The organism is Neobacillus citreus (assembly GCF_018343545.2).
Taxonomy (GTDB): Bacteria; Bacillota; Bacilli; order Bacillales; family Cytobacillaceae; genus Neobacillus; species Neobacillus citreus.
Window position 1 is genome coordinate 52967 of the sequence record NZ_JAGYPE020000006.1, and the last position, 24323, is coordinate 77289.

At 43.0% G+C, this 24323-nt stretch carries 21 protein-coding genes, 2 pseudogenes and 1 riboswitch; of the genes and pseudogenes, 7 read left to right on the top strand and 16 right to left on the bottom strand.

The window, feature by feature from the left end; translation table 11 throughout:
• Positions 1–91: 91 nt before the first annotated feature.
• The 6 genes from KHB02_RS05465 to KHB02_RS05490 form a co-directional block, all read right to left on the bottom strand.
• Positions 92–862 (bottom strand): transposase, encoded by a 771-nt coding sequence (locus KHB02_RS05465; protein ID WP_213143877.1) that lies wholly within the window; start codon positions 860–862, stop codon positions 92–94.
• 372 nt (positions 863–1234) lie between these two features.
• Positions 1235–2092, bottom strand: a complete 858-nt coding sequence (locus tag KHB02_RS05470; RefSeq protein WP_241113744.1) for a GGDEF domain-containing protein — start codon at positions 2090–2092, stop codon at positions 1235–1237.
• A gap of 205 nt (positions 2093–2297) precedes the next feature.
• Positions 2298–2666, bottom strand: coding sequence for a hypothetical protein (locus KHB02_RS05475; RefSeq protein ID WP_213143875.1), 369 nt, complete (start codon positions 2664–2666; stop codon positions 2298–2300).
• Between the two features lie 8 nt (positions 2667–2674).
• Entirely contained in the window at positions 2675–3595 is a 921-nt protein-coding gene (locus tag KHB02_RS05480; protein WP_213143874.1) for a DUF5667 domain-containing protein, read from the bottom strand.
• Positions 3596–3681: 86 nt separating this feature from the next.
• Positions 3682–3767: riboswitch (cyclic di-GMP riboswitch) on the bottom strand.
• Between the two features lie 194 nt (positions 3768–3961).
• Complete coding sequence (locus tag KHB02_RS05485; protein ID WP_213143873.1) at positions 3962–5077, bottom strand: mechanosensitive ion channel family protein; 1116 nt, start codon at positions 5075–5077, stop codon at positions 3962–3964.
• Between the two features lie 306 nt (positions 5078–5383).
• Positions 5384–5839 (bottom strand): staygreen family protein, encoded by a 456-nt coding sequence (locus tag KHB02_RS05490; RefSeq protein WP_241113736.1) that lies wholly within the window; start codon positions 5837–5839, stop codon positions 5384–5386.
• A gap of 279 nt (positions 5840–6118) precedes the next feature.
• Between KHB02_RS05490 and KHB02_RS05495 the strand changes: the two genes are divergently transcribed.
• Positions 6119–8332 carry a glycerophosphodiester phosphodiesterase family protein gene (locus KHB02_RS05495; RefSeq protein WP_213144470.1) on the top strand — a complete coding sequence of 738 codons (2214 nt, stop codon included), beginning with the start codon at positions 6119–6121 and terminating at the stop codon, positions 8330–8332.
• A 174-nt stretch (positions 8333–8506) separates the two neighbouring features.
• Positions 8507–8947 carry a phosphate-starvation-inducible protein PsiE gene (locus tag KHB02_RS05500; protein ID WP_213143871.1) on the top strand — a complete coding sequence of 147 codons (441 nt, stop codon included), beginning with the start codon at positions 8507–8509 and terminating at the stop codon, positions 8945–8947.
• A gap of 77 nt (positions 8948–9024) precedes the next feature.
• Here KHB02_RS05500 and KHB02_RS05505 read toward each other — a convergent pair.
• Positions 9025–9429: pseudogene (locus KHB02_RS05505) on the bottom strand (VOC family protein).
• Positions 9430–9786: 357 nt separating this feature from the next.
• Between KHB02_RS05505 and KHB02_RS05510 the strand changes: the two are divergent.
• The gene (locus tag KHB02_RS05510; protein WP_213143870.1) at positions 9787–12933 is read left to right on the top strand and encodes an alpha/beta hydrolase domain-containing protein; all 3147 of its coding nucleotides are present in this window, start codon (positions 9787–9789) and stop codon (positions 12931–12933) included.
• 245 nt (positions 12934–13178) lie between these two features.
• On the opposite strand, the gene KHB02_RS05515 is transcribed toward KHB02_RS05510, so the two are convergent.
• Positions 13179–14774, bottom strand: a complete 1596-nt coding sequence (locus KHB02_RS05515; protein ID WP_213144469.1) for an FMN-binding glutamate synthase family protein — start codon at positions 14772–14774, stop codon at positions 13179–13181.
• A gap of 379 nt (positions 14775–15153) precedes the next feature.
• On the opposite strand from KHB02_RS05515, the gene nfsA reads away from it, so the two are divergent.
• A complete protein-coding gene (gene nfsA, locus KHB02_RS05520) occupies positions 15154–15888 on the top strand; it encodes an oxygen-insensitive NADPH nitroreductase (RefSeq protein ID WP_213144468.1) in 735 nt (244 codons plus the stop codon).
• Between the two features lie 114 nt (positions 15889–16002).
• Here the strand turns inward: nfsA and KHB02_RS05525 are convergent, their stop codons facing one another.
• Entirely contained in the window at positions 16003–17166 is a 1164-nt protein-coding gene (locus tag KHB02_RS05525) for a hypothetical protein (RefSeq protein WP_213143869.1), read from the bottom strand.
• 6 nt (positions 17167–17172) lie between these two features.
• Positions 17173–17556, bottom strand: a complete 384-nt coding sequence (locus KHB02_RS05530; protein WP_213143868.1) for a hypothetical protein — start codon at positions 17554–17556, stop codon at positions 17173–17175.
• Between the two features lie 147 nt (positions 17557–17703).
• On the opposite strand from KHB02_RS05530, the pseudogene KHB02_RS05535 reads away from it, so the two are divergent.
• Positions 17704–17868 (top strand): annotated as a pseudogene (locus tag KHB02_RS05535) (DNA polymerase III subunit beta); the annotation flags it as partial.
• Between the two features lie 574 nt (positions 17869–18442).
• Positions 18443–19144, top strand: coding sequence for an HAD family hydrolase (locus KHB02_RS05540; RefSeq protein WP_213143867.1), 702 nt, complete (start codon positions 18443–18445; stop codon positions 19142–19144).
• 119 nt (positions 19145–19263) lie between these two features.
• Here KHB02_RS05540 and KHB02_RS05545 read toward each other — a convergent pair whose 3' ends face one another.
• The 4 genes from KHB02_RS05545 to KHB02_RS05560 all read right to left on the bottom strand — a co-directional run bounded on the left by KHB02_RS05545 (position 19264) and on the right by KHB02_RS05560 (position 22085).
• Positions 19264–19719 carry a CBO0543 family protein gene (locus tag KHB02_RS05545; protein ID WP_213143866.1) on the bottom strand — a complete coding sequence of 152 codons (456 nt, stop codon included), beginning with the start codon at positions 19717–19719 and terminating at the stop codon, positions 19264–19266.
• A complete protein-coding gene (locus KHB02_RS05550; protein ID WP_213143865.1) occupies positions 19710–20219 on the bottom strand; it encodes a CBO0543 family protein in 510 nt (169 codons plus the stop codon). Before KHB02_RS05550 ends, KHB02_RS05545 begins: the two co-directional genes overlap by 10 nt.
• 178 nt (positions 20220–20397) lie before the next feature.
• Positions 20398–21021: a GGDEF domain-containing protein gene (locus KHB02_RS05555; protein ID WP_213143864.1), complete on the bottom strand. Its 624-nt coding sequence runs from the start codon at positions 21019–21021 to the stop codon at positions 20398–20400.
• Positions 21022–21098: 77 nt separating this feature from the next.
• Complete coding sequence (locus KHB02_RS05560) at positions 21099–22085, bottom strand: HD-GYP domain-containing protein (RefSeq protein ID WP_241113737.1); 987 nt, start codon at positions 22083–22085, stop codon at positions 21099–21101.
• Between the two features lie 354 nt (positions 22086–22439).
• Here KHB02_RS05560 and KHB02_RS05565 point away from each other — a divergent pair, with 354 nt between their 5' ends.
• On the top strand, positions 22440–23339 hold the full coding sequence (locus KHB02_RS05565; RefSeq protein WP_213143863.1) for an EamA family transporter: 900 nt from the start codon (positions 22440–22442) through the stop codon (positions 23337–23339).
• 159 nt (positions 23340–23498) lie between these two features.
• Here the strand turns inward: KHB02_RS05565 and KHB02_RS05570 are convergent, their stop codons facing one another.
• Both KHB02_RS05570 and KHB02_RS05575 read right to left on the bottom strand, forming a co-directional pair.
• Entirely contained in the window at positions 23499–23636 is a 138-nt protein-coding gene (locus KHB02_RS05570; RefSeq protein ID WP_241113738.1) for a hypothetical protein, read from the bottom strand.
• 379 nt (positions 23637–24015) lie between these two features.
• The gene (locus KHB02_RS05575; protein ID WP_213143861.1) at positions 24016–24177 is read right to left on the bottom strand and encodes a hypothetical protein; all 162 of its coding nucleotides are present in this window, start codon (positions 24175–24177) and stop codon (positions 24016–24018) included.
• Between the last annotated feature and the right edge of the window lie 146 nt (positions 24178–24323).

A 24323-nucleotide genomic window follows, 5' to 3' on the forward strand; every position in this document is an offset into this window, starting at 1 on the left:
GAGTGAAGAGCGAAGAAGGATGCAACAAGAGAACCGTCCCTGCGTTCCAACTTTCTCGCCAAAAAAGAGGCAGGAGAACCGTCCCCATGCCTCATGCTCTATATATTAGATTGGGCGATACCCCTAAAATTCTTGCAGTCTGGCGTTGGGATATACCTTTAATATTTTTTACTTTTTGCAAGACTTCCTTTCTTTGCGCCTTTGGCAGTACCTTTACGCGAGTGATATCCCCAGGGCCAAGCAGTTTCTTAATTTCGACCCTTGCCTCTTCGTCAGGCAGCCTTGTTCTTTTCTCTTCCAGGCATTCATCGTTGTTAATTTTTTCGTTATATTCTTTGAATTTTTCTAGCGCAAAGGTTTGATCTGGGGAAATTTTTTCGAAAATCAAATTTGCATCAAGCAGCCTTCTACCATCGCGATATTCGCCATAATACTCACAGCAGCTGCTCCATCTCCATGCATTTGGCATGTCTGCGATTCCAGCCTTAACGGGATTTTGATGAATGTACCTAGTAACTGTTAGTAAATACCTACTATCTTCTACATTTTCACTTCTGAATCGCCCCTGAAACAAATGCCCTGTCGTGTCGTACTTCCAGTTATAATACGAGGCATAGCTGACACCAATCCGCTTCATCGTATTGGAAATGGTTTCATTTCCTTCCCGGATAAGGAGATGGACATGATTGCCCATCAAACAACAGGCATATATCTCTAATTCCGATTCCGTTTTATACTTTGCTAAAATATCAAGAAACCTATTACAATCCTCATCATCATGGAAAATCTCCTGCCGATTCGCTCCTCTCCACATAATATGGTAAACACCGCTCATACTCTTCAACCTTGCTGCTCGGGACATCTCAATCACCTGACCTTGAAATTAAATGGGGAAACAAGGTGAAGCATGGGGACGGTTCTTATGTCTCAAAAGATGCATAACAGGCCGTATTAAATAAAAAGTTTTGTAGACCAAGATGGTTATCATTAAGGGAAAATTCATACAAAAGTAGTTTAAAAGTGGGTTGATTAAGAAGCGCGAGAACCGTCCCTAGGTTCTGCTTGGTTCCGGGGGTTTATCTGAGGTTACAGCTCTATCATATAATATTTTAAATAGTTTTTCATCTTTTTACCATTTAGGGGGTGCAAAAAATTAGAGGCATGAGAACCGTCCCCATGCATCAGCGACGGTCCAAAAAATGATGCATGAGAACCGTCCCCATGCATCACTATTTCAAACCACATATACTGCGTTTTTGCCGGCGAGTTTGGCGTTGTACATGGCGGAGTCTGCGCTTTTTAGGATGGTGGCGGGGGTGTCGTCTGGCTGGCACATGGCGATGCCGATGCTTGCGGAGACCCTGCAATCGTTGACGCTTAGCTGCAAAAGTTTTAAGATCCGGTTTGCTAGAGCCTCCGCTTGATGGGTGTTTGCGCCTTTAAGCAGCACTGTGAACTCATCACCGCCAAGGCGGCTCACAAAAACATCTTCATCTTCTAATTCTTTTAGTTTTCGAGAAACTTCTATTAACACCTCATCCCCGGCCTCGTGGCCATACTGATCATTCACCCTTTTAAAGCCATCCAAATCAATAAACATCAGACAAGCCTGTTTCTTTTTTCTTAAGGAATGCTCTAATTTCCTCAAAAAATAATGTCGATTGGGAAGGCCTGTCAGCGAATCATATAAAGCCATTTGCATTAGTTTTTCATTTAACTCTTGTATTTTTAGCTGTTTGTTTTGGAGCTTGTCCGTTAATACCCCTACCCCAATTGAGCAGGATAGCGTAATGACAGAGATACCAATATGCAGTGCCGCGCTTTCATCGATCATATCTTCACTGTGGAACTTTTTTTCATAAAAAAACCAGCTTAAATGATAGGCATTGAGGATGATTCCAGTAAAAACGCCGCCATATAATCCTAGATAATAGGAAAAGATAAAGCACGGGAAAAGCAATGCAAACCACGCCATGTCGTCGATGTAAAACGTTTCGTAGTCATCTAAAAAGTCGGGTAAGAATGCAAAAAATATACATAGCAAAACAAGCGGCACAGGAATTTTCCTACTAACGCCCACATTCAAATTCATCAATCAGTTATCCTCCTTGGCAGCCCAGCTGAAAATAGCAAACATCCCCATTTAAAGGAATTAATTTAGTAAAATTATAATTCAATTTCACATATTTTAATAGATTACAAAAAATGGTGATACATGGGTGAGGCACGGGAACGGTTCTTATGCCTCAAAAAAAAGAAAAATGATGCATGAGAACCGTCCCTATACATCATTCTTTTTACTGACCATCTGTTTTCTTTGAGTTTTCTTGGGCGCTTTTGGCTTGTTCGGCTTGCTTCTGTGCTTTTTCCCGTTGTTGCTCCAGAGCCTTTTTGGCTTGTTCTTTTGCTTGCTCTGCCTGCTTGGCGGCCTCTTCACGTTTTTGCTCTGCTAGTTTTGCCGCATCAGCACGTTTTTGTTCCTCTATTTTAACTGCCGCCTCGTGTTGGCTTTCTGCCAGTTTTTGCGCTTCTACTTTAGCTTGATTTACAGTGGTCTTTGCAACTGCCTTAACTTTCTCAAGAGGCTTTTGCTCAGTTTCCTCGGCAGCCTCATTCGTGGCTTTTTCAACATCTGCCGTATTTGCGGTATCTTCCGCAGACTCCATATTTACTTCTACAGGTTGTTCATTGAGGTTTCATCTTCCACTTCGCCTGCGGCTTGGTCGTCCCCAGTGTTTTCCTGCTTAAGCTCCAACTCCGCCAACTTCTTGCTGATTTTCTTTTCAATCTTTTCTCGGACTTTGCTGACGTTCTTGGCTAATACCTCTTTTGCACGGGGGTTGTCCACTTTTTCCAAAGCGGTTTGCAAAGCTAACAAGTTAGCAGCAAACTTAGCCTCAATCGCAGCCCGGACTGGGTCAACCGGTGCTGCCATTTCGTCTCCTTCAACAGTTGTACCTTCATCGTTAGTCGCTGTTTCATCTTCGGACGTCCCAGGCTGAGAATCCTCAACCGCCTCGCCTTGCTGATATTTGGCCAAAGCCAATTCCTGTTGTTCCAGCGCTTGTTGAAGCGTGTCATTGGCTAATTCCTCTTCGCCAGAAGCTAGCAATGCCTCCGCCTCTTTAATGAGTTCCTCCGCGAAAGAAGCCAGCAGCTCTGACTCTTTTACTTCATCAAAGGTTAACGCTAATTGAACATTCTCCATTAATTTTTTTGCAAAATAGAAAAAATCTCCAGGTAGTAAAGATGGTTCTTCACCTGATACTTCTGTTGTACCCTCTGTTTGCGTAGCATCGGTTGTTGTTTCAGTAGTATCGGCTGCAGCCCCAGCATCCACGGTAGTTGTTGGTTCAGATTCCACCGAAGATGTTGCCTCTGCATCGGTTGATTCAGATTCAGTAGTTGCATCAACAGTTTGTCCTTCCTGAACCGTCTGATCCTGTTGAACAGTATCTTCTGTTGGTGTAGCAGTGTTCACGGGTTCCTCCGCAAACGCCGAACCAACTCCACCAGAAAACACAAATCCCGCAGCTATGACACTTGTCGCAAGAGCATTGCGAACTTTTTTGAATGACTGATTACTTTTTTCCATAAAAAAATTCCTCCTAAACTAGTTTTGTTTAAAGGAAGAATCTCGAAATAAACCCTATTAAGCTAGAGCCTTTTCGCGATTCTCCATTTGGTAACCCAGCCGCCATAGCGATATACGCCTTAGGCCTGTGACTTTGCGTCTCTACCTTTCGATAGATTTGCCTTTTACAAATGAAGAACGACACCCAAAAGACTCCCGTCCATCTTTTTCTACTTAAATATATAACAAACGACAAAAAATGAGTAGATGGTCCCGTTAAAATGATGCAGAGGGACGGTTCTTATGCATCAAAATAGTTGTCAAACCCTTAAATAACACAACTATGCTCCAAAAAAATGATGCACGAGAACCGTCCCCATGCATCACTCAATCAATAGAGCCCATTGTTTGGAATACTTCGTTTGTTTGGGGAGTGACGTAGAGGGTTCGGCTTGGGAAGGCTATTTCTACTGCCTCTTCCTCTAGTATCGCCATGATTTCTAGATTGATTTCGTGTTTGATTTTTACGTGTTCTGCCCAAACGGTCGAGTTTGTGAAAAAGTAGATTAGAACATCGAGACTGCTCTCGTTATAGTGGTCGAACGCGACCATAATGGTATCCGGGTGGATTTCCTCATGCGTCCTTAGCAATTGTTCAATCCGCCTTACTACTCGTTCCAATTCTTCCTTCGTGGTTTTATAGTTAAGTCCTAAGTGAAAATCGATCTTTCTTTTTCCCATACGGCTCCAGTTCGTAATCGCTTCGTTCGCGAGTGTCGCATTTGGAACCGTCACTAGAGCTTGGCTAAAGGTTCGAACCTTCGTGCTTCTAAAATTAATATCTTCGACGATTCCCTCAACGCTCGGCGTCTTGATCCAATCTCCAATCGAAAATGGTTTTTCCGTGACAATCACGACCCCGCCAATGAGATTCCCGACCGCTTCCTTTGCCGCTAAAGCAAAGGCAAGTCCCCCTAAGCCAAGGCCTGCAACCAATCCATTGACATCATAATTAAATTCTTGACCGATAATACTGATACTAATGGCGATAATAATGACGCGAATGGTCCTTGAAATAAACGGAAGAAGAATCAAATCAATCTTATTGTTCATTTTTTCATTAACACTGATCAAAATTCCTGTGCTAGGAGAGGACAAATTAAACAATCCCCACGTAATTAAAACAATGATCATCGAACGCAAAAATTTTATAAACAACGCATTTTGCTGCTCCATAAAAGGGAAATAATCCATCGCCAGGTACAACCCTACAATAATAAACGCCCACCCTAAAGGACGTTCAAAACTCAAACAAATTTGTGTTAAAAATTCAGTCGGTGTTTTGCGGGTCAATTTTACAATCAACTGAAACACATATTTGGTAAACAGGTTTCTAAAAAGAATAAATACAACCAAAATTCCAATCGAAATTCCTAAATTTTTTAACATGTCATAGTCTATGTCCGCCGTTGAAAAAGCCAATACCAAAGAATCCAAAGACATTTCAAAAATACCTTCCCTCTACTCCAAGACTTTATAACATCATTAAACCATTACAACGAAATATAATAACTTTTTGAAAAAAATAATGGAATACATCAATAGTCTCAGATTGAAGCACGGGGACGGTTCTCTTGCCTCACAATTGCCTGTGCTGAGTCAGCTTTGAGGCAGAGGGTGAGGCAGAGGGACGGTTCTTATGTTTCAAAAAATGGTGTACTAGAAGACACAAATCAATCCGATTATTACCAATAGTTAAGTTGGGGGAAAATGGCGGGCAACGACTGAAATGAGGCACGAGAACCGTCCCTACGTATAATAGCGCGGAGTACGATAGTACATGGTTTGGTTAAAGGCTGGAAAGATTGAGTTAAAGTGTATAAAGATGTTTGCATCGAGCAGTTCAGGATACTGACGGAAAAGACGTTGGTCGCCATAGATGATGGCAGATAGGGCAAGGTTCAATTCACGCTGGAAGATCAGGAATCGCCGCTGTGCCGTTTGTTCATCAAATTCCCCTCCACTCACATACACATTTCCGCTTAAAATAGGCGCTCCCTTCTTTGTTGTCATCCATTCTGCCAGTACTTCATCACGCTTGGAAACGTTAATACCTTTTAAATCATAATGATAGCCAATGCTCAAAAACAAGTCACCGGTTGTATCGGAATGTGTCAAAGTGTATTTTCGGCCATAAACCTGCATCGATGGTGAGGAAGACAAGCAGTTAACATGCAGCTTAGAAGGATTGAAATCCGGACTCATAAACATACTCCCTATAAAAGATTTAATCCTTATAGAATATTTCGGAAAAATGAAGACTGTGAACCATTTTGGCGGTTCTTTTGTTTAGAGTAGCTGGCAATGATGCATGAGACCGTCCCCGCGTCCAAACACAAAATGATGCACGAGAACCGTCCCCATGCATCAAAAGACCTGTTTTTGCCCGATTTACAATATTCTCAAATTCTATTAATAGCGGCTCAATATTTCTCCTGTATTTTTGTATATGAATACATATTCTTACAGGAGATGATGGAAAAGATGAGAAAGAGTTTAGTAGCTGGATTAGCTTGTTTGTCTCTGGCGGTAACAGCCGCCGCCCCTTATGCGGCATTGGCCAAGCCTATTGAAATTTCTCCGACTGAAAATGGGCAATCGTCCTTGCGCCCGCTTACCTCTGATGTGGCGGTGATTGCCCACCGCGGGGCCTCTGCCTATGGCCCTGAACATACTCTTGTAGCCTACAAGCAGGCGATGACGATGCAGGCCGATTATGTAGAATTCGACTTACAAATGACCAAGGATGGTCAGCTGATCGCGATGCATGATGAAACGCTCGCGCGGACAACGAATGCCAAGGAACTTTATCCGGACCGCGCCCCATGGCGGGTCAAGGATTTTACCCTCGATGAGATCAAACGTCTCGATGCAGGTTCCTGGTTTAACAAAGCTTACCCGGACAAGGCGAAACAAGCGTACATCGGACAGCAGGTCCCGACCCTTGAGGAAGCCATCGAATTTGTCAAGCAGCATGGAAATGGCAAAGTTGGCCTTTATATGGAAACAAAAGCGCCGAACGTTTACCCTGGAATGGAAGAGAAAGTCATTGATGTTTTGAAAAAAACAAATGTCCTAGACAGCGAAATGCTTTTTCTAGAATCGTTCAGCGAGGACTCCCTACGTAAGTTAAAAACACTTGCCCCTGATGTCAAGCTGATCCAGCTTTATACTGGAGCCATGCTGGCTGGAAAAGATGTCCATCAGGAAATGAAGCGAATCTCTGAATACGCGGCGGGGGTCGGCCCAAGTAAGGAGCTGGTTGTTCCGAAGCTGATGGAGGCTGCCCACCAGAACCAGCTTCTCATCCACCCGTGGACCGTCAATGCTCAGGACGATATGGTTTCATTGCTTTCCCTGGGTGTGGACGGTGCGTTTACCAACAATACGGACCTGCTTGTCGATTTAGTTGAAAAACCGTTTATTTCACATGGCGTGGCGAGCGGGGATGTAACCGATTCATCTGCGATTCTATGGGCACGCACTAACGCGGCAACAAATGTTCAATTTGAAATTTCCACGGACAGCACTTTTAAAAAAGAGACAATTGTAAAAACAAGCCCGGCTGATGTGGCACATGATTTTACAGTTAATGTAAAAATTGACGGATTGAAGCCAGATACAACCTATTATTACCGTGCTCATGCGGTTTCCAGCAAATATAGCGTGAACGGTTCCTTCAAAACGGCACCGGAGGAAAACAGCTTGAAACCGTTGACCATGGTATGGGGCGGCGATACGGGCGGCCAAGGAGAGATCCCTCCATTTAAATCGTACAAATCGATGGCAGCTTTAAATCCGGACTTCTTCCTGTTCAGCGGGGACACCATTTATGCTGATAATGCAACACCAGCCGTTCCGAATCCTCCGTCTGGAACCGTACAGGATTTCTGGGCGAAGTATAAGGAGAACCGGACCGATGCCGGACTGCGCAGCCTTTTGCAAAAAACAGGAACCTTTGCGATTTGGGATGACCATGAGGTAACGAACGATTTTTCCGGACCGTCCCAACCGCTGACACCAACCGGATTAAGTGCGTTTAAAGATTACTGGCCGATTTCAGGTGAACGCAGCGAAGCAGACAAGCTTTATCATAAATATTCTTGGGGAAACACGATGGATATGATGATCCTTAATAACCGGGGATACCGCTCACCTAATACCCAGGCCGATGGTGCGGATAAAACCATGCTTGGCGATGAGCAGTTACATTGGCTGAAGCAGCAGCTTCTTGAGTCGGATTCCAAAGTGAAACTAATCGCGACGTCCGTGCCAATCTCGATCCCAACCGGAAAAGCAATGGCTCGGGACGGATGGGCAAACGGCGACAATGTTAACCCGAATGACCCAACCGGCTATGAGAACGAGTTCAAGGAAATCTCTGATTTTATTATCGAAAAAGGAATCAAGAACGTCTTTTTCGTCACGACCGATGTCCATTTTGCGGAAGTCATCAAATATGACGCCAACCACGACGGAAAAACGGATTATAACGAACTCATCAGCGGCCCAATCGGCGCAGTAAAAATAAATCCAGGCACACTGGACCCAACCTTCGGACCTGAAAAACTATACGCAGAAGGCAACTTCTTCAACTACGGCGTCTTCCGCGTCGACCCAGCAACACAACAAGCAACAGTAGAAATCCAAGACGAAAACGGCAAAACCCACTTCAGCCACACCTTCGAGCTGGAGTAATGCACGGATGAGGCATGGGGACGGTTCTCGTGCCTCAAAATAGGTGATGCATGGGGACGGTTCTTGCGTTTCAAAATAGGGGTCAGGCAATACAGCTACCAAAAAACAACGTACTAAAATGAGGCATGGGAACCGTCCCTCTGCCTCTTTCATAATTTACAGGGGATGATGTGCATGGAACAAGTGAAAAGGAATTTCAATTTTCTATTGCGGATACTTCCACGTACTCTGCAACTATTTTTGAATGTGACGCTTGTCTTGCTGGCTACCATTCTAGCAATATTATTGGTGAAAGAATTACTCATTTTTGGCCGGATGTTGGTGGACAATGGCAGCCATGACCACCAGCAGTTTTTTGCCAATATCCTGCTCTTCTTTTTATATTTTGAGTTCATCGCGATGATTGTTAAATACTTCAAAGAACAATACCATTTTCCAATTCGATACTTTCTATACATTGGCATTACCGCAATGATCAGGCTCATCATCGTGGAGCACGATTCTGCATTAAACACCTTAATCAACTCACTGGTCATCCTAATTCTTATCGTCGGATACTTCATCTTAAACCTAACTCCCCGCGAAAGGCCCGAGAGGATTTGGAGGCATAGTTGATGCATGGGGACGGTTCTTCTGCTTCAAAATAGAATAGAAAAACATAATCACACCACGATGGCATTTTGAAAAACCTTTCATTCCTGCGAAGGTGCCACCAATTCCACTTTCATTCGATCCGGGTCTTCAAAATACACCGCATAATGGTCTGTTCCGCCGGCAAAGGGATGCTTTTCCCCATATAAAATCGGTACATTTCTATCTTTCAATTTACTCGTTATTTAATCAACCTGCTGGCGGGAGCTTGCATGAAAGGCCAAATGATTCAGACCCACACGGCATCGGTGATATGCTACATTTAAATATTTTTCCTCTGCCTGCACAAAAACAAGATAAGTTTCACCCAATTTCCAGCTCTGGCCCCGATCCCATTTTTGATACATGCAATAACCTAACTCTTCCAAAAACCAACCCCAAAAGTCAGCCGAAATCTTTAAATTTGAAACATATAGCTCGATATGATGAATTAATCCTTGCGACACCTAAAATCCTCCTAATTGGCTTATTTGCATCCATTTCCATCATAATCGAATTCCCTTGATAAAACTGCACCTATTTTTTAGTGCGGATTGGGTGAAATATATGGTACTAAATTGATGCACGAGAACCGTCCCTATGCTTCACCATGCCTCACCCCCAACTTAGGACTATTTTACTGTATTATTATGAATATTCTAAAAACATATAGAATTATAGACGTTTTGATTTTATACTAAAAGGTAGTTTATTAGTTAGTTTAATAAACAAATATTAATACCTCTTGGAGGTGGTTTTCTCCCTTAATTGATTGCAGTACATTTTGTAAGCGTTTTTACACAATAGAAAAAGGAGGGGTTTTTATGAAAAAGAGTAAACAGGTTTTTTCTGTGATGCTTTCTGCCATGTTATTGCTTGCACCGATGGGCGGCGGCATTTCGGCAACAGCAGCGAGTGCAGGCAGCGGAAGCCAAACGGCAGCAACCGCAATAGAAAATGCCAATGCGCACAAAGATTTAGGACAAATAAAAAAAGCCATCAAAGAGATTCCTACAGTAAAAGAAATTCCCTATGGGGAGGGAATGACCTTTCACAGCCAGCCTACTAACATCAGCCACCCATTCAGCTCCATGTACAGTTCAAGCGGCCATGTCGATATTTGGAACGACTACGGCTATGACGAAAAGGAATATTTCATGTCAGGTAAAGCCAATGTTTACAGCATCGACAACCAGGATGTTCCATACATCCAATCGTCCGGACATGATTATACAACAAGACTGTTAGTAAGATTTCCAAAGGACCCATCCAAATTCTCTGGCCGCGTTTATGTCGATATTTTAAACGCATCAAGCGGCGTCGATTTGGAAGATACCTGGGGCCGAAGCTATGATTGGTATATGAAAGAAGGTCATGCCTACATCGGGATTACTTCCAAAACAGACACCATCAATGCTTTAAAAAATTTCGACAGCAAGCGCTATGCGGACCTCAATTGGAAAGTAAACGGCCAGGATGAAAACGGCCTGATTTGGGACATGCTGTCGCAATTGGGCTCAAAGTTGCGCAGTGACAGTGCTGGTGACATTCTTGGAGGACTGAAACCTCAATATGTCTATTTATCAGGACAAAGTCAATCAGGCATATACTTGAATACTTACATTACATTATTTGACGAATTACTTGAGAATTCCAATCATGGAAAACCATTGTTTAACGGGTATATGAATATCGTCGGGCCCGGAACGACCTATGTAAGCTCCGGTGGGCCACAACCAAAAACGACTTACTCCAATACTGGTGTCCCTTATATGGTCATCATGTCCGAATTTGAACACAACTTCGCCAACCTTTCATCATTGCCGGGCATGTCAGATAAAGCCGAGTACGAAAGAAAGCCGGACTCTTCTACAAAAAATAATAAATTCAGATTTTACGAGGTAGCCGGAGCTCCGCATACAGACCCGACGCTCGACGTCATTCCATTTAGCGATGAGATTAAGCTTGGAAACGGAAAAGGAAGGCCGCCAAAGGAATATGACCCGGGCCATTATGAAAGCGACTTGAATCTGCAAAGCTTTGTCAATGCGGTCCAGGAAAACATGCATAAGTGGGTAACCGAAGGAATTCCTGCCCCTTCTGCAGACGATAAATGGATTGATTTTTCGAAAAAAAATGAAGGCGGAAAAACCCTTTACACGACGAAAACGGATGAAAACGGCAATGCCTTGGGAGGAATTCGCGATCCGCGCATCGAGTATCCGGTTGCCACATATTTTGCAAGCCGAAACGGCCTTCCTTTTGAAACAAACGGAAGCATGGTGTTCTTCACTGCCGACAAAATAGCGAAACTGTACCCTGATTTTGAAAAAGATTACAAGAAGCCATTTTTAACACAAGCTAAGTATCTATTAGATCAAGGATATATTTTACAAGAAGGCTATGACAAACTCGTAAACTATGTAAATGAAAAGAAAGGCTTTGGCGGACCTGATGCGGATAAGATTAATGCGGTGGCCGATGCAAAGCCAAGCAAGATTGTCGAAAAACCATTTGACCCTGAACAGATTGGCTTCCATACGGTGGAGCCGGATGTTGCGGTTCATCCCGAGCTGAGCCACCCTTATAACTCGATGCTGGATTCCGTTGGCGCTGTCGATATTTGGAACGACTATCATTATACCGAAAAAGAATTCTTCCTTTCCGGTCAGGCTAATATTTATGAGCTAGGCAATGTCGAAGGTAACGATGTTCCGACTGTCAAGAGCGGGCCATATGATTACACGAACCGAATAATCGTGCGCATGCCGCAGGATATGAAGAATTTTTCCGGTGCGGTTTATATCGATATTCTCAACGCCTCCAATAATTCTGATATGGAAGACACTTGGAGAAGAAGCTGGGAATACTTCATGCAAAATGGACACGGTTATATCGGAATAACGTCTAAAGACGTAAACGTTGCGGCATTGAAAAAATTCGACCCTGCCCGTTATGCTGATATTGATTGGACAGCGGACAAGGCGGGGCAATACGAAAACGGGCTGTTCTGGGATATGCTGTCGCAGCTTGGGGTAGCCTTGAAGGATGACGAACAAAGCCGGCAAATCCTTGGCACGAAGCCTAATTTTGTGTTCCTTGGCGGGCAAAGCCAGTCCGGCATGTATGAAAATACGTATACCAACGTGTTCCAGCCATACTTATACAATGCTGAAAAGGATCAATACCTGTTTGATGGCTATTATAATTTGGTAGGCGCGATACCTGCCTCCATCCAGCCTTCGGGAGCGATCATGCCGTCGTTAACTGACAAGAATACTCCAAAAACCATTTTTAAGGCAATGGGTGTTCCGACAATGGTGGTCATGTCCCAGGCAGAATCGGGATTTAAGGAAGGTGCAGGGCTATTCCCTTCTTATAAAAATAAAAAAGATCAAAACAGCCAATATGATATCTTCAGACAATACGAAGTCGCCAACGCGCCTCACTCTGATGCGATCTCGCCGATCATTCAGAATAATGATGCACTGGTAAAAGCCGGGGTGGCACCGCGCAAGTACCCGGTAACCGATCTGCCAAATACGCTGAAAAGCAACCTGCACATCGATATGTTTGTAAGCGGCGCGCTCGATAACCTTTATGATTTTGCTGTAGCTAAAAAAGCGAACCCTGATGTGGATCCGAAGAAATACTTCCCGACTGCTGAGGATAAATGGCTGAAGGTCGACCCCGCTACAGGGAAATTTGCCAGGGATGCACACGGCAACGTCATTGGCGGACTCCGCCACCCATTGTCCGACAACCCGCTCGCAACCTATATGGTGAGAAGTGACTTCATGACCCTGTTCAGTGAGGGGAAGCTCGTCTCACTATTCGGCTCAAAAGAAAACTGGGTTGAAAGAATGAACACTTCTGTTAACCACCTACTGGCACAGGACCTCATCCCGCAAACAGTCGCTGATTCGTATAAAAAAGCGATGCATGGGGACGGTTCTTTTGCTTCATGGTGATGTGATGCATGGGGACGGTTCTCATGTCTCAAAATGGTTTATCCTGCTGATGTAGAAAATAGGCATGGAAGAACGAAGTAGTTCCACCCATTAAGGCCCGACTAGCTCTTATCCGCTAGTCGGGCCTTTTCATGCGTAAAGCTTCGTATTGCACATCTTAAAATGATGCATGAGAACCGTCTCCACGCACCGCGCCCACACACCCAAAATGATGCACAAGAACCGTCCCCATGCCTCATCATGCCTCACCCAATCTGCTGTTCCATTTCTTTTAGGATGTTTTCTAGGGTTACGACGATTCCTTTGTCATCTTTGTAGCAGATGTGGTTTGGGCGGAAGTGGACGGGGGAGTCTAATCCGGCCGCTGCGGCGATACGAAATAGTCCTTGTCGCAGTGTGACAAGGTAATTTACCACACGGTATTTCTTCTCATCTACTACGAGTGCATATTGCAGGTCAGGGTCCGTTGTGGCGACCCCCACCGGACAGGCGTTGGAATGACACTTTAGTGTTTGAATACAGCCGACGGTAATCATGAACCCGCGGGCAATGTTGACTAAATCCGCCCCCATCGCCAAGGCAATCGCAATCCGGTCTGGCGTGAACAGTTTCCCCGCAGCGATGATTTTCACGCGGTCACGCACCCCGTATTTTTTCAAAGTTAAGTCCAATATAGGAAGGGCGGATTTAATTGGCAGGCCGACACTATCAATTAACTCCTGATACGATGCCCCCGTTCCGCCCTCGCCGCCATCGACGGTAATGAAGTCCGGACCTTTTCCGGAGTCCTTCATATATTTGGCGAGTTCCTCCGCACTATCAGGACTGCCGATGACAATCTTCATACCAACCGGCTTCCCTGTATGCTCGCGAATTTTTTCAATAAAATCACACATCGACGCGATATCGCCAAATTGTTTAAAGCGATTCGGGCTGTCCACCGATTTATAGGGCTCGACCTTACGAATGGCAGCGATTTCTGGATTGACCTTTTCTGCGTCAATATGCCCGCCGCGGGTCTTTGCCCCTTGCGCAAGCTTGATTTCAAAGGCCTTCACCTGCGGAATCTCACTTTTTCGCTTTAATTCGTCCCAATCCATTTCCCCATTTTCGTCGCGAACCCCGAACATGGCCGGGCCAATCTGCATAATGATGTCGGCGCCGCCCTCCAAATGATATGGGGACAAGCCGCCTTCGCCGGTATTCATCCAGGTCCCCTTCGCCAGAGCTAGGCCTTTGGAAAGCGCCGTAATGGCGTTTTTCCCCAATGCGCCGTAACTCATCGCTGACATGCCGATTAAGCTTTTGACAACGAAAGGGTGCCTGGTTTTGGGACCAATCACGACCGCATCATCATCATGCAGCAAGTTGGCCAGCGCATCGTCATCCTCCCATTTTTCCTTCCGGTCCGTAAACAGCGGGTCATTTAGCAAAATATATTTTTTCGTCGTAACCATTGTTTCCTGGTCCATTTTGATTTCTTCGTTTAGTTTCGGGAACATAGAATTGCGGACAAAAAATCCCTCTTCATCAAAATCGCGTCTCGACCCGAAGCCCACGACATCCCGCTTATACTTCGCGCTCCTGACAATGTGCTCATAATCATCCCGCGAAAAAGGCTTTCCTTCCGTATCGCTATTAAACCAATACTGCCGCATTTCCGGGCCAATTTTTTCAAAAAAATAACGAATCCGACCCAAGGCGGGATAATTCCGCAAAATCGAATGCTGCTTCTGATTCCGGTCGAAAATTAACAAATATCCAATAAAAACAACCACACCCAGCAGGATAAGCGCGATAAAAGCAAACTCAATAATCACTAATATATTGGCAATTTCCATCATTCCAAGGCTCCTATTCAAATCTAAAATGTAATATAGACTTAATATTCGCCGTTATTAGGAAATTTATGTAATAAATGATGCATGGGGACGGTTCTTTTGCCTCAAAAATGGATGCTGGCAGGGAACATGGACAATTCTTATGCACTAAAATGGTGTACTCAGCTTTGAATTGCAGAACTCCTGGCTGAAATGATGCATGAGAACCGTCCCCGTGATACAAGAATCTTTCTTTTCTAATAAGTTATAATAAACTCTAGCAATGCATAGGCAAAAAACATAGGGGCGGTTCTCCCACGCCAAAATTTAATAAGATTGAAGCATGAGAACCGTCCCTCCGCCTCAAGAAAGGAAGGTTTAGATGATCAACAAGAATTCGATATCTGAAACTATTAAAGTAATGCAAAGTCATGTCTCTGTTCGTAAGTATACGGCGGACCTAATCCCAAATGAGCATTTGTCGGAAATCCTCAGGTCGGGGACTAGTGCGGCTTCCTCCCATTTTGTCCAAGCGTATTCGATCATTCGCATAACCGACAAAGACAAAAGGGATCAAATCGCTGACCTTGCCAAAAATCCTCATATTAAAGACGCTTCCGAATTTTTGTTATTTTGCGGTGATTTAAAACGCCTGGAAGCCGCCGGCCGGAAACACGGAATTGTGATTGAACATGACAATCTTGAGAATTTTATAGTTGCTACTATTGATACCGCCCTTATTGCCCAGAATGTCATCACGGCCGCGGAGTCACTTGGTTATGGCGGCTGCTATATCGGCGGCGTACGGAATAATCCCGGCCCAATTAGTGAGCTAGTTGGTCTTCCAGACAAAGTGTTTCCACTATTCGGGCTATGCTTAGGCATTCCCGCCGAAAGGAACGAAGTAAAACCAAGACTTCCGTTAGATGCCATTCTCCATGAAAATGTCTATAACCAGGAAAAATATGAAAGTTTACTCGATGAGTTCGATCAAACCATGAGTTCCTATTATCAGCAGCGTTCTACCAATAACAAAAATACCAACTGGACTGAATCCATGGCCCATTTTATGAAGGATAAGCGGAGGGCACATATGCGGGAGTTTATTGAGAGCAAAGGGTTCCATTTGGAATAAATAGAGATTTGTATCCGGCGGCATTTTAGTGAAGCTGGATAATAAGGCAGAAATAGGGTTTGGCTTTTTAGCAGCCAAACCCTATTTTTGATGCACGAGAACCGTCCCCATGCCTCATTCCATCGCCTCATTCACATACATGAGATGTCTGACAAACGCCTGGTTAAGCTTCCGAAAATGCTCTATCCTCAATTTTCCAAAGTATTTTCTTTCCCATTCCTTTACGGTCTCCTCAACGATTGCGCGGCCTTTGAGTTCTATATATTCGGAAATGCTTTTGTTCTCAAGTTCTGACAATTTTAGAACATACAGCTGCTGCAAAAAGAAATGATGATATCGTGTTACCGCCTCGTTAATGTCTTGCTTTCGTTTCTCTACTGCCCTATCCTTTGTTAAGACACCCACCAAAACAGTGGCAAGAGCTGCAAAGATTGCAATAGGCGGAAACACGTTAAAAAGGGCGTATGTTAAAGTATGCCAGCCCATAGCAAGACCAACCGTGCCAAAAACGGCTGAGCCAATCCCCATTGCCAATACTTTTTCCGCATCCCCGTATTGGAAATTGATTTTTAAATTGGCCTTTGAAGTCTGGGTAAGAGAAAACGCAGATATCCGTTTCATGTCCGGGACGTTGTCCGCAATCCGCTGCATCCAAGCGTCTTTATACCTTTTGACAGTTGCTTCAAAAATTTGCGTAACCTGATTTGTTACCGTCTGATTACTCAAATGCTTCTCAAGCACCTTTTCCACAATCGATTTGGTGTCCACTAAATGCTGGTCAGCAATAACTTCTTTACCTTGAAGCTCCTTTGAAACCGAATTGATCTTATTAATCGCAAAATTATAAAGCTGGCCGCTTTTCTTTGTCGTGTCCCGAAGGCCGCTATACCAGGAACCATCCTGATCAATCTCGTGATACATTTCCATCTTCTTTTCCTGAAAAAAACGGGTCATTTCCTGCTCAACTTCATTCATGAATTGGTTATAAATCTGCGGCATAAATTCAAGCAAGTTATTCTTCTTCATGGTCATTTCATCAGTTATATTTAAATACTGGCTGCTCTGAGCCTGTATATGTAATTGCTCCTTGATTAATCCAATATGCAGCTGGTCCGGTGTGTTGGCCTTAAGAATGAGTTCATGACTTTCCCTCACCGCTGCTCTCAAGGATTGTTCCATGTTCTCTCCCATTGCTGGGTCGACACTTTTTATTTCTGTCAGACTCGGTTGAAACGCCTCTAATTCTAAGATTTCTTTTTTAAAAATAAAATCCAACATAATCACCTACCCTATTGATAAAGAGACCTTTCGAAGAATGGAAGCTGTAGGCTTAATGAGCTCTTTAACCCTGGTAAACGTCTTTTCGGGATTTTCAAGAGCATAGTTGATGCTGATCAACGCGGCGACGGATGCCAAGCAAGCAATCCAAACGGGCGCTCCTACTAAACCTCCTACAAGCATCGCCCCACCTGATACAATCGCTCCCTTTCCCCCTTTAACTAACGTTTCCTTTTTACTCTCGCTTTTTATAAGCGAATAGACCAGGCCTCCAGCAGCAACAGGAAAAAGAACTGGATTTCCACTAGCAATTGACGAAAGAATATAGGCTCCCGAGAGTTTAGAAACTGCTGTTGGATCTTGCTTTTTCCCGACCAATAATGCGGACAATAAGCCAATTCCGCCGCCCAACAATTCCGGAGCATTAACTGTTAGGGCATCGGCTAGAAAGGGTTTGGAAATACCAAACGACTGGACAATCCCAGCAAGATTGTCCCATTGGTCAGACGTTAAGGAGAAAAAACGGAGGATTTAAACATGAAATTTATAATCCAACGCGACCGCTTAGTTCAAAGTGTCCAGGATGTAATGAAGGCTGTCACATCGAGAACAACCATTCCAATCTTAACGGGGATTAAAATCACCACAACGGACGAGGGAGTAACCTTAACTGGAAGTGATCCGGAGACAGAAGCAAGGTCTCTCAGCAAGTGCTCCCCCGCCTGTAAAAATTCCGTAAGAAACGAATCGTCCGCCTTTACGTCCTTTACAGCACGAAAGGCCCCCCAAACTGAATGCTGTCCATCCAGCAGATGGTGATAGGAAGAGCCTCCTACATGAGTAGAATTATAGACAGAGTCAATCGCTCTATCAAATTCATCGAAATTATGGTTAAATTGCTGAGCCAACCATTGGGCTAGCGAATGACTGCCTGTAGCCAGTCCTGCATCCATCACCATGGGAATTCTCCCATCGCCCGATAAACCCCTTTGGATATTTTGTAATCTCTTCTCGTGTTCCATCATAGCCCTCATTTTCACTTGACTTTTAATAGGAATATTATACCGCCTAATTTCCAATAACCAAGAAATCGGAAATGATTGGTTATCCCGAACTCTATCTACTAAAAATATTTATCATTAATTTATAACGGTTCTTTTAGACAAGTTGTTTAAAAGAACTCAAAGGTCGCTAAATAAGAGACAAATAGAGCAGGTCCCCTATGCCTTTTTATGTATAATCAAAATTAGATAATAAATTTTATGGAGTGTCAGGTATGAAAGCAGTTTTTTTTGATTTAGATGATACCTTATATGACCAGTTGGAGCCTTTTCAGATCGCGTTTGATTGTGTATTTCCGGGTGTTAATGATTTTTCAATAGTAGATTTATTTACGAAAAGCAGAGAGTATAGTGATAGAGTCTTTGCCCAAACAGAGTCGGGGGAAATGACTTTAGCACAAATGCATCGATATAGGATGGTACATGCCTTTCATGATTTGGGCAGGAAAATTTCGGATGATGAGGCTGATGAATTTCAAAAGGTGTATAAGGAACACCAATATAAGATTTCTCTTATTCCGGAAATGAAAAGGATTCTGCAGTATTTATATAAGAAAAACATTCCCTTGTTTATTACGACAAATGGTCCGTCAGCCCATCAGCGTTCAAAAATCAACGCCTTGGAAATAGGGAACTGGATCCCGTCTGAACATATCTTTATTTCAAGTGAGATTGGGTTTGCTAAGCCGGACAAGGAATATTTCGATTATGTTAATGCCAAAACCAAAACTGGCAGCACTCATTCATATATGATTGGCGACTCATTTGCGAATGATATCGCAGGAGCAGTGCAAGCCGAATGGAATGCGATTTGGGTGAATACAAAAAACCGGGCAAAGTCCCATCCTCATATCCAGCCCGAATACGAAGTAAATACCTATCAACAGCTGGAGGACATGATCAGGCAACTATTTTAAGACAGAAAAAAGGGGTAAGCCTGGATTATTACGGCGAAACCCCTTTTTTTTTGAAAAAGTCGTTCCTCTTCTCCAACTAAAGCTGGGGAAAAGTGAAGCATGAGAACCGTCCCCATGCCTCACCCAAATTTAAAAAACCAGCGGTGGAAACGTTGAGCTACGTATAGGGTGGCGTAGACTGAAATCCAAGAGACGTACCATTCCCAGTGGATGTATTTTATTAGGTTGGTGAATTTTTCAAACAGGATTTCTGAAATGATTAACACGGTTGTGATCGTAGCTGTGTAAAGGATACGTTTCCAAATACTTTTATGGACCGGATAATGCAAGACATAAAAAACACTAATGAGAGGATATACCCAAAACTCAAAGGTGAAACTTGTTCTGTTAACCGAAGCAAACTCCCGGACTGGGTATTCGATCCAATTTAACTCTGCCACGATAAGTCCTAAAGACCAAGTGATTAACTGCTGAAAAACAAAAATGACACTTGCTTCATTGAAACGTTTTTTAGGGATTAAGACCAATGAAAAGATGGTGATGGACCAGATGGAATAAAGAAATGTCACTTCCATTCTTCCGATCCTCCCACTTCATGATGAGCCTGGAGCTTTGTGGTTCCTGTAAGCCAGACGATATATTTTCTGCAGACCCAAAATTCAAATACAAAATTAAAAAAGAATCTAATTAGTTGCTGGGCATCGACCCTCATAATTCTAGTAAACGTCGCTAGTAAATACATATATAAAATAATGCCCCCGGTGAAAAGAACGTAGTGGAGAATTACTCTTAGTTTCCCGCCCTGGTCGGGATACCAGCGATGAAAGACAACGGCCACGGTCGGATAGAACATAAACTCCGAGGTAAAACTAATTTTGGTGGCTTTTTCAAATAGGCGAACTTCCGATGATAAGGCGCCAAAGGCTGTAAGGACAATGCCAAAAATCCAAGTTAATGACTGAAAAAAGAAAAAAACTGCCATATACTCCCGAATTCTTAGCCTCGGCACGACTATAAGCAAAGTGATAATAGAAACAATCCAAATCATTGCGATAATAAAATAATCGAAGTTCATATACTGCCTCCTTATGGAGGTAGTATTTGGAGTTTATTGGATACAAATACTTTTGGGGTTTGTAAAAATTGTAAAAGACTTGGGGGAAATCAAGGGGACGGTTCTTTAAGGCTTTCGCCAGCGGAACCGTCCCCATCCTTCGTAGATAAAATTGATGCACGAGAACCGTCCCCATGCCTCACCCATGCTTAAGCGCCTTCATGCTGTACATGTTCTTATCAGCTAATTTCAATAGGTCGTCAAATGTTTTTCCTTCGCTGGGATATAGGGCTGCACCGATGGATACGCAGATTTCAACCTCAACAGGCGATACATCTTTTAGATTTTTATGGATCTTGTCCATCATTTCAGCCAAATTTTCCTTTTTCCTGGTTCCTGGGGTAATGATTAAAAATTCATCTCCACCCCACCGCGCGAGGATATCCTTTTCCTTTACACTTTTCTTTAATTGAGCAGCGATCGTCATTAAATATTGATCACCGGCTTTATGGCCATAAACATCATTTATCACCTTAAAATCATTCACATCCAGCAGCAAAAGAGCAAAGTTTTGGCCCTTCTGTGTGGAAATATACTTTTCAACGAATCTTCGATTGTAAAGCGTCGTCAAGATATCCTTTTCTGAATAATAGATGGCAATATCATATTGTTTCCCGAACCACCATGCAAACGCAAGCATGATCGGCAATCCGATTATTTCAAACCAGCTTATATATCCATCCCTATAAAAATAAAAGCACATATATAAGGAATTAATGATGAAAACCATCAAGAACGTTACAACCCTGCCTTTTATCCCCATAAGACCAACATCCTTTTTATCATTTTAAAAATGCCTTACCCCTTCGGAAAGTTTCATTTGGACTATTCTCACGGTTTTTAAAGTGTGCTGGTGAAACGGCCCTTTTGTTTTTTGGCCAATATGCTGCCGATCGGAAAATGGTCGTTTCTCTTCATCATGATGTCTTCTTTTTTCCTTTGGAATAGGCTTAGAAAAGCATCCGCAATATCAGGGTCGAATTGCTTCCCTTTATTTTTTTCAATCTCTAGCAGCGCCAATTCCAGCGGCACCTCTGGACTGTAAACACGTTTTGAAATAATAGCATCAAAGGTATCTGCAACAGCGACAATCCGGGCGGTTAATGGGATCTCATCCCCTTTTAGTCCCTTGGGATAGCCCTTTCCATCGAATCTTTCATGATGGTACAAAACGATGTCTATTATCCCCTTTTCATGAAACTCTTTCACGTGTTGAATCATTTCGCAGCCTATTATAGGGTGTTTTTTTATAAAAGAAAATTCCTTCTCCGTTAATTTTCCTGGCTTTAAAAGGATGGATTCAGGGACCCCAATTTTTCCAATATCGTGAAGCAATCCTCCTATTCTGACGGTTTCAATCATCTCATTCGACAATCTCAACTGCTTAGCAATTTTCACGGCATAATCCGAAACATTGTGGGAGTGTCCCGATGTATAGGTATCCCTTGAATCTAATGCATTGGATAAAGCAGAGATTAATTCTAAATAATCATCCTTTATCTTCTGACTTTTTTTCATAAATCCAACCGAAATATATAGAATGATAAGATAAGTAACTTCTAGGATCATGAATCTAAGTAACGTGTTAGACTGCAGGTCAAGCTGGAACCTGCTATAAACCACCAACGTGGTTAAGGTAACTAAGAATAAAGTGGACCGCCGATAATAGCCGATGCCTAAAAAAACGACAGCGAGGATAAAACCAATATATAAATTTTGCTCCCTAATTTTAAGTAAGTGAAAAAAGAGATTAATTGCCATGACAATAATAAAACCATAACGAAAAATAACAGGCTTATTTAACAGGTCATTTATCCTAAGCTGCAAAAGAATCTCCCCCGAACACAACCTAAATCTATTACAATTTTACTATATCTATCATAAAAATAACTTTTTTCCAAATAGTGTTCAAAAATCAGACAAAAAGATGCATGGGGACGGTTCTCTTGCCTCACTTTAGCCAAAATCACCCATGGATGAAAAGATGCAAGGGAAGATGCATGGGGACGGTTCTTCTGCCTCATTCAATCCAAAACCGTTCAGGATTGATGCACGAGAACCGTCCCCATGCCTCAAACCTAAAAATAGCCCCCATAAAATGACAAAAAAACTAAACTCCGCCATGTAAGCGTTTGATGTATACTAGAAGGAGTGTATTTTTAAAGTTTAGGAGAGTTTGCTATGTGGTTTGTTTTTGCTGTTTTGGCAGCTGCTTGTTTTGGGCTGCGGGGGATTCTTTATCATTGGACCTCGCAGCGGCCGATTGATCGTAATCTTATGCTGTTAGGCGTTTATATTTCTGGAACTGTTATCACACTAGCCAGCAATGTATTGTTCCAGCAGCCGTGGACTATTGAAGCATTGTTAGGTTTCTTTTTGGGGTTATTTTCGTTTATCGCAAATGCCTCGATGTATAAGGGTTATGCCGTCGGCAAGGCCTCGATTATCGCATTATTTACAGGACTTCCGCCGCTGGTAGTCGTGATTCTTGCTTACATCCTTTGGCGCGAAGCACTTTCAACGTGGCAGTTCATTGCATTTTTCATCGTTTTGGTTGGTCTGCTTTTAATCAAATATTCACAGGATTTAAAGCTCAATCAATTAAAGGGGATTCAATGGGGAATCTTGACGATGCTGTTTTTCGGGTTTACCGACACAACCGTAAAACTCGCCACCTTGTCAGGCGCGTCAACGTTTCCTGCTTTAACGGTCATGTTTGCAACTGGTGCTGTCTTGTTCGGACTATCATGGGCACTCGGCAACGCCAAAGCAAACAAGGCCCGACATGAAGCCGCAGCTGCGGTTGAAACAGGGTTAACGGAGCGTGCTGGCAGCTGGACCGTGAAAAAAACACTCGGTGTTGGAATGGGAGTGGGGATTACAAATGCTCTAGGAATGATTTTAATCTTCCCTGCCTTCCGCGATGGGATTACCGGAATTGTCTCCGCCATCGTCGCCATGAACGTGGCCTTTGTCATTCTTTACGCCCGCTTCTACCTCAAAGAAGCCTGGAACAGACGCGAAGTCACCGGCCTCATCCTGGCCTTTATCGGCATCCTGATATTGCGCGTCGCCTCGTAGGATGATGCATGGGGACGGTTCTCATGCCTCATTTTGTTGATGCACAGGGACGCGTTTGATGCACAAGAACCGTCCCTATGCATCAAAAAAGCGGCCAATTTCATTTTAACTGAAATTGGCCGCTTTATTTATTTTTGCTCATTTATTTGTCTCCATTTTTTATTGATTGATCATGTTTTCTTCTGTTTGTTCCGGAAAATAGTCGGAAATACGGGTAAACAGGTAAGTGAGATATGATTGAAGTTCAAATCGGTCTTCTTTTAGAAAGTCGTCAAACGAAGTTTTACTTTTTTCCACGTCTCTTCCCCTTTCTTCGTCGTGATTTGGAAATCTAGACATACACCATATCTAAATAAAAATAATTTTACCCTAAGATTTTAATTCTTGGTTAAATGCCTAGCCTTACAGTATCGGCCCCGCCCTACGCACAATACCATGATGGCCACACGCGCCATCCACCTGTTCTTATTATAATTGAAAACGGTTTCATATTCAAAGATTATTATATTACAAGTTTTGACAAAGTGCTACAAACGAATGGGTAACCACCCAACTAGCCGAAAATGTACGGTTTTTTATAAATCAGACTGCATAATAATTAGTGATGCGTGAGGACGGTTCTTCTGCATCATTCCCCATCCAAATTCAAAATAAAAATGATGCATGAGAACCGTCCCTACGCTTCATATTCTTTAATTTGCTCTTTCAAGGCCAATATGTAGTTCATCATTGCGACTCTGACTATGGAAGGATAGTAACGGTTATAAAGCTCTTGTTCACATTCTTCTAAATCCATCTTTTTAACTTCAATAATCTTGTTTAATTCTTCTACTGTCATTAATAGCCACCCCTACCTTTTAAAATATCTCTATTTCTGCCAATCTCATAAACTTCCCCAAGATACTATATTTCAAGGATGGACATTTTTTTCATAGATTATACATACGTCTCGCCTTCTTACAAAAAAACAAAAAAAGCTAACCA